Consider the following 16895-nt stretch of genomic DNA (forward strand, 5'->3'; position numbering starts at 1 on the left):
AGCCTCATGCCAGGTAGGGTCGCGGCCGACTAAAGACGTCAAATCTTAATGGGAAGCAAAAGCTATCCACAGGGTTGCCAACAGGCGTTTGATGCCCGGCGGTTGCACAGAAACCCTTATGGAACATGGGTTTTTGGAAATACTGCAGTGCAGCAATGACTTAGGTTGCGCTAGGGAAGGCCGGGCGTCCGCGCGGACGCCCGTAAACCGTGTCAGCCCCGGTCCCGGAATGGGTCGGCCGGGTAGACGCCCAGGATCTCGAACTTCTCCGAGAAGAACTTCAACTCGTCGAAGGCCAGGGCCAGGCTGCGGTCCTCGGGGCGGCCGTCGACCTCGGCGTAGAAGAAGGTCGCCGTGAAGGCGCCGTTCTCCATGTAGCTTTCCAGCTTGGTCATGTTGACGCCGTTGGTGGCGAAACCGCCCATGGCCTTGTACAGCGCGGCCGGCAGATTACGGACCTTGAACACGAAGCTGGTCACGCAGCGATGGGTGAACGGCGGCGGCTCGGGGCTCTTGTCGGCCGTCATCACCAGGAAGCGGGTGGTGTTGTTGCGCTCGTCCTCGATGTCGCGAGCCAGGATGTCCAGGCCGTAGATCTCGGCGGCCAGGGCCGGGGCCACGGCGCCGCGGGTCGGGTCGGGCTTCAGGGCCAGGTCCTTGGCCGCACCGGCCGTGTCGCCGGCGGCTTCGGTGGCCACGCCCAGCTTCTTGAGACTGTTGCGGACCTGGCTGAGCGCGATCGGCATCGAGGCCACGGTCTTGATGTCGGCCAGCTTGACGCCCTTGTTGGCCATCAGCTGGAAGCGGATCGGCTTGAAGCGCTCGCCGATGATCTTCAGGCCCGAGGCCGGCAGCAGGTGGTGCACGTCGGCGACGCGGCCGGCGATCGAGTTCTCGATCGGGATCATGCCCAGCTGGGCCTGGCCGGTCTTGATGGCCTCGAACGCTTCCTCGAACGTCTTGCAGGGATAGGCCTCGTACTCGGGAAAGTAGGTCCGGCACGCCTCGTGGCTGTTGGCGCCGGGCTCGCCCTGGAAGGCGATCTTCTTGAGGATGCTCATTAGGCCTGCTTTCCAGCTTCTTGGCGTGCAGCTTCGAGGTCATAGGGATTGTCGACGGAGATGGGCGCGATCGCCGCAACGGCGGCGCGGATGGTCAGGCCCAGCTCCATGGCGCGCAGCTGCTCCAGCTTCTCACGCTTTTCCAGGGCCGAGGGGGCGGCGGCGTTGAACGCCTCCAGCGCCGCGCGGCGATAGCCGTAGATGCCGATGTGACGCCAGACCGGCGCGTCGCCATAAAGCGTCGAGCGGGTGAAATAGAGCGCGCGGCCGCTTTTCTCGTCCGGCTCCAGGGCCAGCACGGCCTTCACCACGTCCGGATTGGCGCGGTCGGCGGGCGAGGCCTCGGGCGCCACGACGGTGGCGATGTCGGCGTCGCCGAACTCCTTAAGTAGTCGCGCGCAGTCCGACAGCACGGCCGGATCCACGAACGGCATGTCGCCCTGCAGATTGATGACCACGTCGTGCTGCGAACCCGGATCGAGCACCGCCAGGGCGGCCAGGATGCGGTCCGAGCCCGAGGGCAGATTCGGATCGGTCAGCACCGCCGTGCCGCCAGCCTTTTGAACCGCCTCGACGATTTCGACGTCGCCGGCGGCCACGGCCACGGGGCCCACGCCCGCCGCCAGGGCCTGGTTCAGGACGCGGACGATCATCGGGACCCCGCCGATATCGGCCAGCGGCTTGTTCGGCAGGCGGGTCGCCGCCATCCGCGCGGGGATCAGGACGATGGGGTTCATGAGAGCTCGGCGCCTCAAATCTTTGCTGCCCGGTTGCGCGAGGGGCGGTAGCGTGTAAGAGACGCGAGCGCAACATGACGCACGTCTGGACTCGCCAGAGACCTGCGAGCGTCGCGGATTCAAGCCCGGCTTGCGAACGGGCTGACAAAGGGCTGACTAGGCTAGATGAGCGACCTGACGTTCAACAAGATCGCTGGCGGCGTGCTGCTGACCGGCCTCGTTATCTTCGGTCTGCGCGAAGCGTCGGACATCGTCTTCAAGAAGCACGAAGTCGAGAAGGCCGGCTACGAGATCGCCATCCAGGAAGAGTCCGCCGAAGGCGGCGCGGCGGCTGCCGATACGCCGCCCGACTGGAACGCCGTGCTGACCCCGGCCAACGTCGCCGCCGGCGCGGCCGTCTCGGCCAAGTGCGCCGCGTGCCACAAGATGGACGCGTCGAACGCCAACTCCACCGGCCCGGGCCTGTGGGACGTGGTGGGCCGCAAGCCGGCCGCCCACGCCGGCTTCAACTATTCGGGCGCGATGAAGGACTTCTCGGGCAAGCAGGCGGTGTGGGACTACGACGCCCTGTACACCTTTCTGAAGGCCCCGGGTAAGGACGTCCCCGGCACCAACATGACCTTCGTGGGTCTGAAGAAGCCGGAAGATCGCATCGCGCTGATCGCCTACCTGCACAGCCTGGGCAGCACCCTGCCGATCCCGGCGCCTCGCCCGGCCGCCGCCGCGGCCCCGGCCGAAGGCGCCGCCGCCACGGAAGCCGCCGCGACCCCGCCGGCCGGTGAAACGGCGCCCGCCGCGGGCGCCGCCGCCGCCCCGGCCGCTCCGGCCGCCGGTGGCAATACGGCGCCGCCGAAGGCCTGATCCTTCAGCGCATCGCTATGAAAGAGGCCGCGAAGCGAAAGCTCCGCGGCCTTTTCTCTATCTGCCGTCATTCCCGCCCTTGTGGCGGGAACCTCTGGTTCAGCTAACACGTGAGACACAAGCGGACCGCCTGCGGTTCGCCACATCCGCACCTGCGGCGGACAGAGGGGTTCCCGCCACAAGGGCGGGAATGACGGAAGTTGGGGCGGGGCGGTCAGAACTGCCGAGGAAGCGGCGTCCACTCGGCCACTGCCTTGTAAAGATCATCCCAGCGCGGGTTGTCCCGCTCGATCAGATTGATCTTCCATTGGCGAGGCCAGCGCTTGATCGAGGTCTCACGCTGGATGGCCTCGGTCATCAGCTCGTGCTCCTCGTACCAGACTAGACGATGAACTCCGTACCTGCGCGTGAAGCCTGAGCGCCCCTCGCGATGATCCGTGATGCGGGTAATGAGATGGCCCGTGACACCGGCATAGATCGTGCCGCGATAACGGTCCGCCATCATATAGACCGCGATCCACGCCTCGCGAGGAACCATGACGCTCTCCACCCAGGATGAAGAACAATATAAGAACACTTCTAACCTGTCACGACCTCAACAGGCTTATCTACACCCGCCGATACCCCAGCGGCGCCCCGGTCCCGGCCGCCTCGATCCGCGCAATGGCTTCGCTCAGCGGCTCGATGGCCGTGGCCATGTGGTGGGCGTTGGCGTGGAGGATGGTGTCGGGATCCAGCAGCAGGGCGACGTGGCCCTTCCAGAAGACGAGGTCGCCGCGCTTGCGGTCGCTCTCGACGATCTGGCGGAAGAAGGCCCGCTGCATGTCGGTGTCGCGCGGACAGGCGCGCGCGCAGGCATAGAGGGCCTGCTGCACCAGGCCCGAGCAGTCCAGGCCCAGGCTCTCGCGGCCGCCCCACTGGTAGGGCGCGCCCAGGAAGGCCTGGGCGACGGCGACGTGGTCGCGGTGGCCGCGGCCGATCGTGGTCAGATGCTCCTCGACGAACCAGCCGGCGCCGACGCCCTTGGCGAAGCGGCCTTCGCGGGCCTCGATGGTGACCAGGGCGTTCAACGAATAGAGCCCCTCGGGCCGCGACTTGATGTCAGGCTGGCTGAAGGCGTAGGTGCGGATGGCGCTGACCGCGTGGGTCGGCGGATGGCCCTGCTCGATCAGGGCCGAGGCGGCGACATAGCCGACATAGCCGTCGCGGGTCGCCTGGCCCCAGACGAAGCCGTTCTTCTCCTCCAGCACGCGGAAGACCTCGCCGAACAGCAGCTGGTCCCATTGCTCGGCGTCGGGCGAGGCGCTGGCGCGGATGGCGGTGGCGGGCTCGGCGCAGACCATGATCCGGCTGGCGGCGTAATGCTCGGCGGGGGCCAGGCCCTCCAGCCGCTCGTCGGCCAGATCGGCCCGAGCCAGGGTGATGCGAGTGTCCAGGGTCATGCGAACCGGCTCTTGATCATGGCGAAGGCGGCGCGGATGGCGTGAACCTCTGCGCCTACCGGGAATCCGGGGCGTCCCTTGGGGTTCCAAGCGAAAACGTCGAAGTGCGCCCAGGAGCCCGCCTCTTCTGCATTTGGGGCAAAGCGCTGCAGGAACAAGGCCGCCGTGGTGGCGCCGGCCTGGGCCCAGCCGTCTGGGTCGTTCTTCAGGTCGGCGATGTCGCTGTCCAGGGCCTCGCGATAGGCCTCGGTCAGGGGCATGCGCCACACCGCGTCGGACACCGTCTTCGAGGCCGTCTCGATTTGGGCGGCCAGCTTGTCGTCGGGCGTCCAGAACGGGATCACGAACGGGCCCATGGCCATCCGGGCCGCGCCCGTGAGCGTGGCGAAGTCCAAGGTCAGGGCGGGCTTCAGCTCGGCGGCGCGGGTCAGGGCGTCGGCCAGGATCAGGCGCCCTTCCGCGTCGGTGTTGCCGACCTCGACGGTCAGGCCGGCGCGGGTCTGCAGCACGTCGCCCGGGCGCATGGCGTCGCCGGCGATGGCGTTCTCGACCACCGGGGTCAGGATGACGAGCCGCACCGGCAGCCTGGCCTCCATGACCATGCGACCCAGGGCCAGGGCGTGGGCGGCGCCGCCCATGTCCTTCTTCATCAGCCGCATGCCGGCCGAGGGCTTGATGTCCAGACCGCCGGTGTCGAACACCACGCCCTTGCCCACCAGGGCCAGCACGGGATGGTCGAGGTCGCCCCAGGTCACCTCGATCATCCGAGGGCTGCGAACCTCGACGGCGGCGCGGCCCACGGCGTGGATGGCCGGATAGTTCTCCTTCAGCAGGTCGTCGCCACGCACGACCGACAGGGTCGCGCCGTACTTTTCGGCGATCTCGCCGGCGATGGTCTCGATCTGCAGCGGGCCCATGTCGTTGGCCGGGGTGTTGACCATGTCGCGCGCCAAGGCGCAGGCGTGGGCGAAGGCGGTGACGGCGGCGACGTCGACGCCCTTGGGCGCGACCAGGCGCGGGATCGGCTCGCCGCGCTTCTTGTAGCGGTCGAAGCGATAGGTCCCGAGCGCGAAGGCCAGGGCCGCCTGCTCCGGATCGATCCCGCGCGGCAGCTTGGCCAGGGCGTACTCGCCGGCCGGCAGCTTGCCCGCCAGGGTGCGGAACAGCGACAGATCAACGCGGCCAGAACCTATACCCAACAGCACCCGCTCGACCGCGCCGCTGGCGCCGGGGACGGCCAGCACCTGGCCGGCCTTGCCCGAGAACTTGTTGGCCGCCGCGTAAGTCCTTACCGGCGCTCGCTTTTGCGCCAGGAAGGCCTCGACCTCGCCCTCGGCGAGGGGGTGGACCGGGATCGCCTGCCCCTGAGCGCTCTCAAGGATCGGATGCGTCGCGTCGGTCATCGGCGAAACCCTTTAAAATTATGCTTAACGATTCCTTGAGGCGGCGGCCGGATCATGGCCGAACCTTCTGGAGACTTGTCTTCCATGTGTCGCAAGCGCGCGCGCGTCGCAACCGTTCTCGCCCCGGCTGCTCTTCTGCTGGCCCTGCCCGCCTTCGCCGCCGATGCGCCGAAGCCCCAGGCCGCCGCAGCCGCAAAGCCGGCCAAGGCCAGCCGCGAGCAGCGCGCCGAGGCCGCGCGCCTGGACCCGCTGGCCCGCGCGGCCTTCTGGGGCACGCAGATCGAGATCGACCCCGCCGACGCCGAGGCCGCCGCCGGCCTGGCCCTGGCGCTGCGCAATCTGGGCCGCAATGACGAGGCCGCCGTGGCCGCCACCAACGGCCTGATCGCCCATCCCGACGACCAGCCGCTGCTGCTGGAACTGGCCCGCGCCCACATCGCGCGCGGCCAGGGCTTCTACGCCATCGATCCGGCCCGCAAGGCCGCCGGTCTGGCGCCACGCGACTGGCGTCCGCAGACCCTGCTGGCCGTGGCCTATGAGCAGGCCGAGCGCGGCGAGGAGGCCGAGGCCGCCCACCGTCAGGCCCTGACCCTGGCGCCCAACGAGGCCGCGCCGGCCACCAACTACGGCATGTTCCTGGCCGCCCGCGGGGATCTGGCCGCCGCCGAGACCCAGCTGCGCCGCGCCGTCGCCCTGCCGACCGCCACGATCCAGGCGCGCCAGAACCTGGCCCTGGTGGTGGGCCTGCAAGGCCGTCTGCCGGAAGCTGAAAAGCTGGCCCGCGCCGACCTGCCGCCCGAGCTGGTCAACAACAACCTGGCCTATCTGCGCGCCGCGCTGGGCCAGGGCGCTGCCGGGCGCACCTGGGAGTCGCTGAAGGCCGGCGGCGGGCAATAGAGCCGTCTAGGCCAGGGCCTGGCTGAGCACCTTCGCCGCCCGGGTCAGCTGGGCCAGCAGCGGGCTGGCCACGAACTCGCGCACGGTGAGAGCAAAGAACGCCCCGAGCGCCAGGATCAGCCCGGTTTCCAGGGCCGCGCCGGCCCGTTCCTCGACCAGTCCGTCGAGGATCTTCCGCTTCTGCTTCGCCACGCGCCCTGTCCCAGTTTGAGATCACTGGGAGCGGGCGGGGCAAGAGACGGGCCACAGGGTGAACGCGACGTTTACCCTGACCGCGCCGTCTAGTGCTTCATCATGGTGTCCATGATCCGGATGATCGCCGGCCCCATGATCACGACGAACAGCGCCGGCAGGAACAGCAGGATCATCGGCACGGTCAGCTGGGCCGGCAGGGCCGCAGCCTTCTTCTCGGCGGCCGACAGGCGCAGCTCGCGGTTTTCCTTGGCCATGACCCGCAGGGCCGTGCCCAGGGGCGTGCCGTAGCGCTCGGCCTGGATCATGGCCGTGGCCACCGACTTGATGCCGGGGTGATTGGTCCGGCGGGCCAGACCCTCATAGGCCAGGCGACGGTCGGGCAGATACGACAGCTCGGCGGTCAGCAAGCTCAGCTCCTCGGCCAGCTCCATCGATGTAGAGCCGACTTCGGCGCCGACCTTCTGGATGGCCGCCTCGATCGACATGCCGCTTTCCACGCAGATCAACAGCAGGTCCAGCGAGTCCGGGAAGGCGGCCACGATCGACTCGCGGCGCTTCTGGGCGATGTTGCTGATGTAGATGTTGGGCGCGTAGTAGCCGGCCGCCAGGAACATCACCCAGGCGCAGACCTTCTGCATCGGCAGCAGGCCAAAGCCGTTGATGACGTAGAGATAGAACGCCGCCGTGGCCGCGCAGGCGAACGGCATGATGAAGCGGAAGAAGTAGAAGGTCGTCACCGGACCGGGGCCGCGGAAGCCGGCCTGGGCCAGCTTGTCGACGACCTTGGGATCCTCCAGCAGCCGCGACAGCTGCAGCCGCTCGACGACGTTCTTGTACAGGCCCTCGTCCTGGTGGCGCAGCGAGCTGGACAGCCCCGGGCCGCCGCGGTCGGCGATGCTCTGGCGCGAACGACGGCGCAGTTCCTCGCGGCGGTTGGCCACCGACTTCAGGCGGCCTTCCAGGCTGCTGTCGCGCAGCATCGGCGAGGTCAGGGTGATGATGGTGGCGAACACCACCACGGCGATGAACGCCGTCAGCAGGTTAGAGGGGTTGGTCAAAGCTTCGATCATGGCGCCCTCCCCCTCAGAACTTGAAGTTGATCATCTTGCGCATCACGAAGATGCCGATCGCCATCAGCAGACCCGCGGCCAGCAGCATCAGATGGCCGCGCTGGTCGGTGAACATCGGAGTCATGTAGGTGGGCGAGGTGATGCTGATCAGCGCCGTCACGCCGGGCGGCAGGCTGCCGATGATCATGGCCGAGGCGACCGCTTCGGCCGATAGCGCCTTGATCTTCTCCTTCATCAGCTTGCGCGCGCGCAGCACCGTGGAGAGGTTGCTCAGGGCTTCGGCCAGGTTGCCGCCGGTCTTGGCCTGGATGCCCAGCACGATCGAAAAGAAGCGCAGCTCGCTGGTCGGCATCCGCTCGTACATGCGGTCCAGGGCGGTATCCATCGGCACGCCCATGCCGACGTTCTCGGTCAGGGTGCGGAACTCGGCGGCCAGGGGCTCGGGGCTCTCCTTGCCGATGATCTTCAGGCAGTCGTGGACCGGCAGGCCCGACTTGACGCCGCGCACGATGATGTCGACGGCGTCGGCGAACGAAGCGGTGAACTTGGCCATCCGGCGCTGGCCCAGGAAGCCCAGCACCCAGCGCGGCAGGCCCAGGCCCGCGCCGAAGCCGGCGCCCAGGGCGACCAGCGGCATCTGGCCCAGCAGCAGCATCAACAGGGCCACGAACACGCCCAGCACGCCGCTGATGATCCAGAACATCCGGAGATTGGGCGCCAGGCCCGCGGCCTGCATGCGCGCGGCGATGCTCAGCGAGGCCTTCTTCTGCTTGCGTTCCTGGTCCTTCAGGGCCTTCAGGATCGACTGGCGACGGGCTTCGGGCGTGTTGGCCGCGGCCTTGGCGCGCACGCGCGCCTGGCGCTCGCCGCCGCCGGCGATCATCTGGGCGCGCTTGCCGGCCTTGACGTTGTCGCTGTCGCCGCCGACGAACGCGAAGCCCAGGCCCGCGATGGTGATGAAGCCCAAAATCCCGGCCAGGATGAACAGCATGGCCGCCTACTCCGCCGCGTCCAGGGCTTCGGCCAGTTCGCGCTCCAGGCCGTAATAGCGGGCGCGGTCCCAGAAGCGCGGGCGGGCGATGCCGGTCGAGCGGTGCTTGCCCACGACCTTGCCGTTCTCGTCCTCGCCGGTGATCTCGTAGACGAACAGGTCCTGGGTGACGATCACGTCGCCTTCCAGACCCACCACCTCGGTCACGTGGGTGATGCGGCGCGAACCGTCGCGCAGACGGGCCGCCTGGACGATGACGTCGACCGAGCCGACGATCATCTCCTTGATGGTCTTCGAGGGCAGGCCGTAGCCGCCCATGGTGATCATGCTCTCGATACGGCTGATGGCTTCGCGCGGGCTGTTGGCGTGCAGCGTGCCCATCGAGCCATCGTGGCCGGTGTTCATGGCCTGGAGGAGGTCGAACGCCTCCGGGCCGCGGACTTCGCCGACGATGATGCGTTCGGGACGCATGCGCAGGCAGTTCTTGACCAGGTCGCGCATGGTCACCGCGCCCGAGCCTTCCAGGTTGGGCGGACGGGTTTCCAGACGCACCACGTGCGGCTGCTGTAGCTGCAGTTCGGCGGCGTCCTCGCAGGTCACGACCCGCTCGGTAGGGTCGATGAACGCGGTCATGGTGTTGAGCAGGGTGGTCTTGCCCGAACCCGTACCGCCCGAGATGACGATGTTGCAGCGGCAGGCGCCGATGACGCCCAGAACCCGCGCCCCTTCCGGGCTGATGGAGGCGAACTCCACCAGGTTCTTCATGGTCAGCTTGTCCTTCTTGAACTTACGGATGGTCAGGGTGGGACCATCCAGAGCCAAGGGCGGGGCGATGACGTTGACGCGCGAACCGTCGGGCAGGCGGGCGTCGCAGATCGGCGAGCTTTCGTCGACGCGGCGGCCGACCTGGCTGACGATCCGCTGGCAGATGTTCATCAGCTGCAGATTGTCGCGGAAGCGCACGTTCGTGAGCTGGACCTTGCCGCCCACTTCGATGAACACGCGGTGCGCGCCATTGACCATGATGTCGGCGATGTCGTCGCGGGCCAGCAAAGGTTCGAGCGGGCCATAGCCGAGGACGTCGTTGATGATGTCCTGGACCAGGTGCTCCTGCTCGGACACCGACATCGAGACGTTCTTGATCGCCACCAGCTCGGCGACGATGTCGCGGATTTCCTCGGCGGCCTGCTTCTGATCCAGCTGGGCCAGCTGGCTCAGGTCGATGGTGTTCAGCAGCGCGTTGAAGATCGTGGTCTTGGTGGCGTGGTAGTAGTCGCTCTGCTCACGGACGATGTTGGTCGTCTGGGCCGCGGCGACGCCCTGGGCGGCGCGCAGCTGGTCCAGGCCCGCCGTCGCCTTGGGCGCGGGACCGTTGACCTTGGGCGCCGGCGCGGTCGGGGCCGCGGTCGGCTCCACCCGTTGCGGACGCGTGGCGATGGGCGCGCCGCCCGCGGGAGCGGGGGGCGGCGCCTTGGGTTCGGCGGGAACGGATTGGTCGCGCTTGCCGAACATGAGGTCTACTTCTTCTTGAACAGGCCCGAGAGCACGGACGTCTTCTGCGGCGCGGGCGGCTCACGGCGGCTGATCAGGCGCGCCAGATGCTCCAACCCTTCGGCGGCCTTCGACTTGGGCGCCACCTCGGCCAGCATCTGACCGTTGTTGGCCGCCTGGCCGTAGGGCTTGGGATCGAACGGCAGCACCAGCGAGGGCTGGACGCCGAGGGCCTCCCCGAAGTCCTTCACGGGGATCTCGGGACGGCCGGGCACGCCGACCTGGTTCAGGACCAGGCGCGGCGGGATGTCGTTCGGCCGCGCGCTGCGCACCAGGTCGATGATGTTCTTGGCGTTGCGCAGGGACGCCAGGTCGGGCGTCGCCACCACCACCAGGTCGTCGGAGCCCAGCAGCACCCGGCGCGTCCAGGCGCTCCAGACGTGCGGGATGTCCAGCACCACGAACGGGGCGGCGTTGCGGATCTTCTGCGTCACCTCTTCGAAGGCGTCGGCGCCAATCTCGTAGTCGTCGTCCAGGGTCGAGGGCGCGGCGAACAGCGACAGACGATCCCCACAACGGACCATCATGCGGTCCATCAGCACCGGGTCCAGGCGGTCGGGCTGGGTTAGGGCGTCCAGCACGCCCTGCACGGGGTCCTGGTTGAAGTCGAGGCCGGCAGTGCCGAAGGCCAGATCCAGGTCGGCCAGCACGGTGGCCGTCTGCATCTTCTCGGCCATCGCCCAGGCGAAGTTGTGGGCCAGGGTCGAGGCCCCCACCCCGCCCTTGGCGCCGACGAAGGCGATCTGGCGGCCGACGAACGGCGCGGCCGGGTCGGCGTACAGCGCGCCGATCGCGCGGATCACCTGCAGCGGCGAGCGCGGCTGGGTGATGTATTCGCTGACCCCGCGACGCATCAGCTCGCGATAGAGGGCGATGTCGTTGGTCTGACCCACGACGACGACCTTGGTGCCCGGGTCGCAGACCTGGGCCAGGCTGTCCAGCAGGTGCAGCAGGCGCTGGGCGCCGTCGATGGTCTCGACCATCACCAGCGAGGGCGTCGGCTGGTTCTGGTAGTGCTCGACGGCCGCCTCCAGCCCGCCGTCGCGGACGATGGTCGAGGCCCGGGCCATGCGACGGTCGCCCGACGCCTGCTCGATCAGGGCCGCCGTCTCGGGACGGGCGCAGAAGGCGTGGATCGAGATGCGCGGAATGACCGCCTCGCCGACGCCGACCTCGTTCAGGCCGGCTTCCTCGGCGGCGGCGTCATAGGCCGGCGGCGCCGTCATCGTCGCCGCCATCGTCGCCGTCGGGGCGGGCGGCGGCGCGATGTCCAGGTCGCGGAAGTCGTCATCGCGCGACGCGGCGGCCGCGCGCTGCTGCGGCGCGGCGGTCGGGGTCGCGGTCGGGGTCGGGCGGGTCGTCGGCTGGGCCGGGGCGGCGCGCGGCGCTTCCTGCGGACGCGCGGGCGGGAACTCGGCGAACGGGTCCTCGAACCCACCCAGGGCCGGGCTCAGCGACGGCGGGGCCGAGGCGCGCCAGGGATCCGAGCCCCCGGTGGTGAACTCGTCGGCGGCGTCGAAGCCGAGGTCGAAGGGATCGTTGTCGGTCGGGCGCATTACGGGATCGCCCTCGAAATCAGGCCAGCGGAGGGGCCGTCCTTGGCCGTGGCCGTGACCTCGCCCTTGCGATACTTGCCGAACACCACGCCGCGACGGCCGGCGTCGGCGGGCGTCATGTCGCGCGGCCGGACCAGGTCCTCGGGGTTGGCGATCTGGGCGGCCATGTTGGCGGCCATGGCGCAGCCGAAATTGTCATAGGCCTTGTTGTCGCGCGTGGCCGTCAGGTTTTCCCAGGCCTGGCCGCACTTGGGGCCTTGCGCCTCGTAGCGCAGGAAGCCGACGCGGATGGCGTTGTCCTCCGGCCCGGTGGGCTGGAAGCCGACGACGCGGACGCGCGCGGCGGGCGCGCCCAGCAGGACCAGGCGATCGCGGATCTGGCTGGCCATGCCGCCAGCAGCGTTGGGCGAGGTGACGACCAGCTCGCGGCCCTCGGCCTGCATCCAGCGGCCGAACAGATCCTCCAGGGCCGCGCCCTGGTTGGCCGACAGGCCGCTGGCGTGCGCGGCCAGGACGATCTCGTCCGGCGCGGAGGTCACCTTGACGCGGTCCATCCACTGCTGGGTCTCGGTCGCGGCGGTCCGGGACGGGCCCTGGTCGGGCGGCGTCGAGGCGCAGGCGGCCAGGCCGGCCACGGCGGCCGACAGCAGCAGGCTCTTCAGGACGATCTTGACGGGAGCGTTGTGCGTCATGGCGGTCCTACTCGATCACGTAGCCGACGGGGCCTTGGTAGGCGCGTCCGGCGTTGGCGCCCGGCGGCGCCTTGACGACCTGGTTCAGGCGACCCAGCAGCACGGTGCTCATGTCGCCGGCGATCTTCAGCCCGTCGGCCGGGGTCTGCAGGTTCTGCGGCTTGGTCGGGTCGACGATGTACGGGGTGACGATGATCACCAGCTCGGTCTCGCCGTTCAGGAAGTCGCGCGAGCGGAACAGCGTGCCCAGGATCGGCATGCTGGTCATGCCCGGCAGGGCGTCGATGGTCTGCTTGGTGGTCTGCTGCAGCAGGCCGGCGATCATGAACGACCCGCCCGAGGGCAGCTCGACCACGGTCTCGGCGCGGCGCACCGACAGGCCCGGCACCACTAGGCTGGAGGTCGAGGTGTCGCTCTTCAGCGAGAAGGCGCCCAGGTTGGTCAGTTCCGAGACCTCGGTGGCGATCTTCAGCGAGATGCGGCCGCCCGACATCACCACCGGCGTATAGGCCAAGCCCACGCCGTAGGGCTTGAACTCGATGGACACGCGGCCGGTGTTGTCCTGACCCACGGGGACCGGGAATTCACCGCCGACCAGGAAGTTGCCGCGCTCGCCCGACACGGCCGTCAGGTTCGGCTCGGCCAGGGTGCGCACCAGGCCCACGCGCTCAAACGCCTGGATCATGCCCTTGGCCTGGTTGAGGCCCGTGCTGCCGGCGACGTTGCGGATGGTCGACAGCGGATCCTTGGGATCGACGAAGTCGTAGGCCTTCAGCACTTCCGAGGTCGTGCAGCCTTCGGCCGTACAGGTGGTCAGCGGCACCTTGACGTCGCGGCTGATCACCGGGGCCTTGGTGGTGTCGCGGCTGAAGCCGCCGGTCACGCCGCCCATCAGGGCGCCGTTGACGCCGTAGGTGGGGGTGAAGCCGAAGCTGTACTGGTTCTGACCCAGCTGACCCAGGATGGCGTTCATGTCGACGCCGAGCTGCTTGATGGCGTTGCGCTGGACCTCGACGATGCGGACCTGCAGCATGACCTGGTCCTTGCCGGACACGCCGATCATGTTCAGGACCTTGTCGGCCGAGCCGGTGAACTGGGCGGCGATGCGGCCGGCGGCCTCGGCGTCGGCGGCCGTGCGGGCCGTGCCGCTCAGCACGACGCTGTCGCGGACCGCCTGCACCTGCACCTTGGCGTCGGGCAGCACCCGGCGGATCGTCTCGGACAGGTTGTCGACGGGCTGGGTGACGCGGATCGTCAGCGACAGGATGCGGCGCCCCGCGTCGTCGAAGAAGGCGGCGTCGGTCGAGCCCTCGGCCAGGCCGACGACATAGATCCGGCGCTTGTCGCGCAGCACCGCGTCGGCGACCTGCGGATTGGTGACCAGCAGATCGCGGACGTCGGACGGCAGTTCGACGATGGCCGACTTGCCGCGCGACAGCTCGACCGAGGCCGCGCCCTGGTCGGCGGTCAGGTAGATGCGCGGGATCTGCTCGCCGACCGGCGGCGGCGGGATGTAGGCGGCGGGCGCCGGAGCCGCCGGACGAGCCGCGCGAACCGGACGATAGACATGCGAGCCGCCGACCGGACCGTCGGCGAAGGCCGGGGCGGTCGCGGTCAGGCCCAGCAGGACGGCCATGTGGGCCGTCAGCATTCGGCGCTGGATGGACATGTTGGCTTTCTTCGGGGGCAGTTGGCCGCTCATGGGCGCACCGCCACGCTGGTGGTCGCGCCGCCGCGGTTGATGCGGACGGCGGTGTCTTTCGCGGTCGCCGGATTGGCCAGGCCCGAGGGGCCGCCCAGGTCGGTATAGGCGCGCAGGGCCAGGGTCACCGCGCCGGACGCCTTGGCGCGGGTCAGGGCCTCGGCCTCGACCGGACCGACCTCGAGGGTGGCGGTAGCGGCGACGATCGACTTGGCGTCCTTCTCGGCGGCCGTGGACTGGTCCAGGGCCAGGACGCGGATGTTCTGCAGCACGGTCTCGGCGACGATGACCTTGTTGCCGGCTCCGCCGTTCTCGCCGGCGACCGCATCCTCGCGGGTCACCAGCACGTCGACGCGGTCACCGGGCAGGATGAAGCCGCCCGCGGAGGTCTCCGAGGTGACGGGCACCGACATGGCGCGCTTGCCGGGGGTCAGGACGACGGACAGGTAACCGCCCTCGCCGCCCCGCACGATCTTGCGATTGGTGATGGGTTCGCCGGTCAGGATCGGGTCGCGAACGATCGCGCCCTCGACGACCTTGGCCGGATCGCCACCGATCATCTGGTCGGCGGCCCCGGCGACGGTGGCCTTGGCTTCCTCGACCTTGCCCTCGGGCTTGGTCGGCGAGGCGCCGTTGGTGATGAAGGCGCCGTTGACGGCGTCGGACGGCCAGGCCTGCCATTCCACGTCGGCGGCGACCAGGCGCGTGCCGATCGGCAGGTCGCGCTTGGCGACCAGGACCTGGGTCATCGGCTTGCTGGGTTCGGACGGCGCCGGCGCGGCGATCGCGACCGATTCGGCCGGCTTGCCGCCCATGGCGCGCTGCAGGACCACGGCCAGGCCGATGGCCGAAACGGCGGCGATCAGGACGATCAGGAGGCGGACGGGGCTCATGCGCGGGCTGAAACTCTTGGGAAGAACCTCACGGCCGCCCTTCCGGCGAGCGCGCAAAATTCGTCAGTCAGCCTTTCTGGCTATGTCCCATGGTCGCCCGCGCATGGTTAACGCCCGCTAAAAGTTTTTAACCCTGAGTCGATCGGCGCGCGCGACAGGCTGTCGCGGGGCGAGTCTCAGGTCTTGGGGTTCAACCCAGGATTCCGCGGGCCAGGGCGCCCTCGGGGAAAGCAGCCAGGGCGCCGATGGCGATGGCGACGCCGTAAGGCAGGTCGCCGCCGTCCTTGCTCAGGTTGCGCAGCCAGCTGGGTCCGCCGGCGACAATAGGCGTAAAGAAGCCCGAGCGCAGGGTCAGGATGGTCAGGGTCAGCGCGCCGCCGGCCAGGCCCGTATAAAGGATGAACGGCATCACCGCGGGCCAGCCCAGCCACAGGGCGCAGACGGCCAGCAGCTTGCCGTCGCCGCCGCCGATCCAGCCGGCCGCAAACATGCCCATGCCGATGACCAGCGCGCCCAGGCCGACGGCCAGGCACAGGCCGATCTGCGCCAGCGGCGCGCCGCTGACCAGGGCGGCCGGGAAGAAGGCGGCGATCAGGGTCAGCGAGATCCAGTTGGGGATCGTGTAGCTGGTCAGGTCCTTGAGACCGCCGATCACGGCCAGGACCGGGAACGCCAGCAGCAACGGGATCTGGATGGCTTGCATCGCGAGGGCCTTCTTACTTCCCTTTCGGGTCGCTTCATTCTGGGACGGACGGATGAAGCAAACGTTTCCCGGCGTTCGGGAGGCCAATTCATCCTTCGCCCAAAGAAAAAGGGCCGGGGCGTGAGCCCCGACCCTCTTTTTTCGAGAGGTCAGCGATCGTTAGACCGTGGTGCCGACCTTCGTGGCCAGAGCGTTGAACTTGGCGTTCAGGTTGTTACCCAGCGCCGACACGCCGGTGATGATCACGACAGCGATCAGGGCAGCGATCAGGCCGTACTCGATGGCCGTGGCGCCCGATTCATCCTTCAGGAAGCGAGTGACGAACTTGGTCATGACTTGGTCTCCTAAACCAGGGTTAGTTGATTTGAGGCTTTCAAGCCGTTCGACTTGCTCACCCCCGAAAACACGATCAACTTCGCCCAACTGACTTAATGGCCAGTAAACTCGAACTAGTTTCCGGCAATTTTCTTTTGGTTTATTTGTATTTACCGTTATTTGCTCTTAACCATGCCTTCAGAAAGGACCTCAAAACCCTTTTGAATCAAGGAACCTCTCAAGCGACGCCTTGACGCATACAGTCTGGCTTTAGGTATTTGTTGACCAAATAAAATGATCCTGCGGGAACATTCTGATCCGGAATCGGAAACCTCATGCGCCGCTTTTCGCTCGTCATCGCCGCCGCCCTGACCCTTTCCGGGGTCTCCGCGAGCGCGCAGATGCTCCCTATCAAGACGGCTTCGGCCGATCTGCCGGTCGCCGCCGGCCAGGCCTCGTACCTGAACCTGGGCGGCGCGGTGCGCGACATCGTGGTCGGCGATCCCAGCGTCGCCGACGTCAGCGTCGTCAACGAGCGCACCCTGGTGGTCCTGGGCAAGCGCCCCGGCGTGACCAGCCTTCTGGCCTTCAGCGCCAGCGGCCGCGCCCTGGCCGACCGTCAGGTCGTCGTCTCGGAAGGCGCCGGCGTCACCGTCTATCGCGGCGCCCACGCCACGGCCTACGCCTGCGGCGTTCAATGCACCCGCCTGACGCCCGAGGACGGCGGCGGCGCAGCGCCCCCCGCGCCGGGCGCGGTTCCCTAAGCCTAAGACTCACGGGCGTGCGCGCGTTCGTCGCACGCCCCTACACCAGTGATTAGGATCGT

General features: G+C 68.5%; 18 protein-coding genes and 1 pseudogene. 3 read left to right on the forward strand and 16 right to left on the reverse strand.

What is annotated here, in order from left to right:
* Positions 1 to 212 precede the first annotated feature (212 nt).
* Positions 213 to 1061, reverse strand: coding sequence for a prephenate dehydratase (locus ABDW31_RS01050; RefSeq protein WP_184716859.1), 849 nt, complete (start codon positions 1059 to 1061; stop codon positions 213 to 215).
* Positions 1061 to 1798 carry a 3-deoxy-manno-octulosonate cytidylyltransferase gene (locus ABDW31_RS01055; RefSeq protein ID WP_184716857.1) on the reverse strand — a complete coding sequence of 246 codons (738 nt, stop codon included), beginning with the start codon at positions 1796 to 1798 and terminating at the stop codon, positions 1061 to 1063. Before ABDW31_RS01055 ends, ABDW31_RS01050 begins: the two co-directional genes overlap by 1 nt.
* Positions 1799 to 1963: 165 nt before the next feature.
* On the opposite strand from ABDW31_RS01055, the gene ABDW31_RS01060 reads away from it, so the two are divergent.
* Complete coding sequence (locus ABDW31_RS01060; RefSeq protein ID WP_184716849.1) at positions 1964 to 2659, forward strand: cytochrome c family protein; 696 nt, start codon at positions 1964 to 1966, stop codon at positions 2657 to 2659.
* Positions 2660 to 2724: 65 nt separating this feature from the next.
* Here ABDW31_RS01060 and ABDW31_RS01065 read toward each other — a convergent pair.
* The 4 genes and pseudogenes from ABDW31_RS01065 to ABDW31_RS01080 all read right to left on the reverse strand — a co-directional run.
* Positions 2725 to 2901 (reverse strand): annotated as a pseudogene (locus ABDW31_RS01065) (hypothetical protein); the annotation flags it as partial.
* Entirely contained in the window at positions 2874 to 3197 is a 324-nt protein-coding gene (locus ABDW31_RS01070; RefSeq protein ID WP_184716847.1) for a GIY-YIG nuclease family protein, read from the reverse strand. The pseudogene ABDW31_RS01065 and the gene ABDW31_RS01070, both read right to left, overlap by 28 nt.
* Positions 3198 to 3267: 70 nt before the next feature.
* Positions 3268 to 4101, reverse strand: coding sequence for an NlpC/P60 family protein (locus ABDW31_RS01075; protein WP_184716845.1), 834 nt, complete (start codon positions 4099 to 4101; stop codon positions 3268 to 3270).
* Positions 4098 to 5504: a M17 family metallopeptidase gene (locus ABDW31_RS01080; protein WP_184716843.1), complete on the reverse strand. Its 1407-nt coding sequence runs from the start codon at positions 5502 to 5504 to the stop codon at positions 4098 to 4100. Before ABDW31_RS01080 ends, ABDW31_RS01075 begins: the two co-directional genes overlap by 4 nt.
* Before the next feature lie 84 nt (positions 5505 to 5588).
* Between ABDW31_RS01080 and ABDW31_RS01085 the strand changes: the two genes are divergently transcribed.
* Positions 5589 to 6401 (forward strand): pilus assembly protein TadD, encoded by an 813-nt coding sequence (locus ABDW31_RS01085; RefSeq protein WP_184716841.1) that lies wholly within the window; start codon positions 5589 to 5591, stop codon positions 6399 to 6401.
* Between the two features lie 6 nt (positions 6402 to 6407).
* Here the strand turns inward: ABDW31_RS01085 and ABDW31_RS01090 are convergent, their stop codons facing one another.
* From ABDW31_RS01090 to ABDW31_RS01135, 10 genes are all read right to left on the reverse strand, one after another.
* On the reverse strand, positions 6408 to 6593 hold the full coding sequence (locus tag ABDW31_RS01090; RefSeq protein WP_184716839.1) for a hypothetical protein: 186 nt from the start codon (positions 6591 to 6593) through the stop codon (positions 6408 to 6410).
* Positions 6594 to 6682: 89 nt separating this feature from the next.
* Positions 6683 to 7666, reverse strand: coding sequence for a type II secretion system F family protein (locus ABDW31_RS01095; protein WP_184716837.1), 984 nt, complete (start codon positions 7664 to 7666; stop codon positions 6683 to 6685).
* Between the two features lie 13 nt (positions 7667 to 7679).
* The gene (locus ABDW31_RS01100) at positions 7680 to 8657 is read right to left on the reverse strand and encodes a type II secretion system F family protein (protein ID WP_184716835.1); all 978 of its coding nucleotides are present in this window, start codon (positions 8655 to 8657) and stop codon (positions 7680 to 7682) included.
* 6 nt (positions 8658 to 8663) lie between these two features.
* Positions 8664 to 10169, reverse strand: a complete 1506-nt coding sequence (locus ABDW31_RS01105) for a CpaF family protein (protein ID WP_184716833.1) — start codon at positions 10167 to 10169, stop codon at positions 8664 to 8666.
* Positions 10170 to 10174: 5 nt separating this feature from the next.
* Complete coding sequence (locus ABDW31_RS01110) at positions 10175 to 11764, reverse strand: CpaE family protein (protein WP_184716830.1); 1590 nt, start codon at positions 11762 to 11764, stop codon at positions 10175 to 10177.
* Positions 11764 to 12456 (reverse strand): CpaD family pilus assembly lipoprotein, encoded by a 693-nt coding sequence (locus ABDW31_RS01115; RefSeq protein WP_184716828.1) that lies wholly within the window; start codon positions 12454 to 12456, stop codon positions 11764 to 11766. Before ABDW31_RS01115 ends, ABDW31_RS01110 begins: the two co-directional genes overlap by 1 nt.
* Positions 12457 to 12463: 7 nt before the next feature.
* A complete protein-coding gene (locus ABDW31_RS01120; RefSeq protein ID WP_343698233.1) occupies positions 12464 to 14125 on the reverse strand; it encodes a type II and III secretion system protein family protein in 1662 nt (553 codons plus the stop codon).
* A gap of 29 nt (positions 14126 to 14154) precedes the next feature.
* Positions 14155 to 15051, reverse strand: a complete 897-nt coding sequence (gene cpaB / locus ABDW31_RS01125) for a Flp pilus assembly protein CpaB (protein WP_184716824.1) — start codon at positions 15049 to 15051, stop codon at positions 14155 to 14157.
* A gap of 190 nt (positions 15052 to 15241) precedes the next feature.
* Positions 15242 to 15754, reverse strand: coding sequence for a prepilin peptidase (locus ABDW31_RS01130; protein ID WP_184716822.1), 513 nt, complete (start codon positions 15752 to 15754; stop codon positions 15242 to 15244).
* Positions 15755 to 15913: 159 nt separating this feature from the next.
* On the reverse strand, positions 15914 to 16087 hold the full coding sequence (locus ABDW31_RS01135; RefSeq protein ID WP_184716820.1) for a Flp family type IVb pilin: 174 nt from the start codon (positions 16085 to 16087) through the stop codon (positions 15914 to 15916).
* A gap of 317 nt (positions 16088 to 16404) precedes the next feature.
* On the opposite strand from ABDW31_RS01135, the gene ABDW31_RS01140 reads away from it, so the two are divergent.
* The gene (locus tag ABDW31_RS01140; RefSeq protein ID WP_184716818.1) at positions 16405 to 16833 is read left to right on the forward strand and encodes a pilus assembly protein N-terminal domain-containing protein; all 429 of its coding nucleotides are present in this window, start codon (positions 16405 to 16407) and stop codon (positions 16831 to 16833) included.
* The last annotated feature ends 62 nt before the right edge of the window (positions 16834 to 16895 follow it).

This window comes from Caulobacter sp., from assembly GCF_039596335.1.
Lineage (GTDB): Bacteria > Pseudomonadota > Alphaproteobacteria > Caulobacterales > Caulobacteraceae > Caulobacter.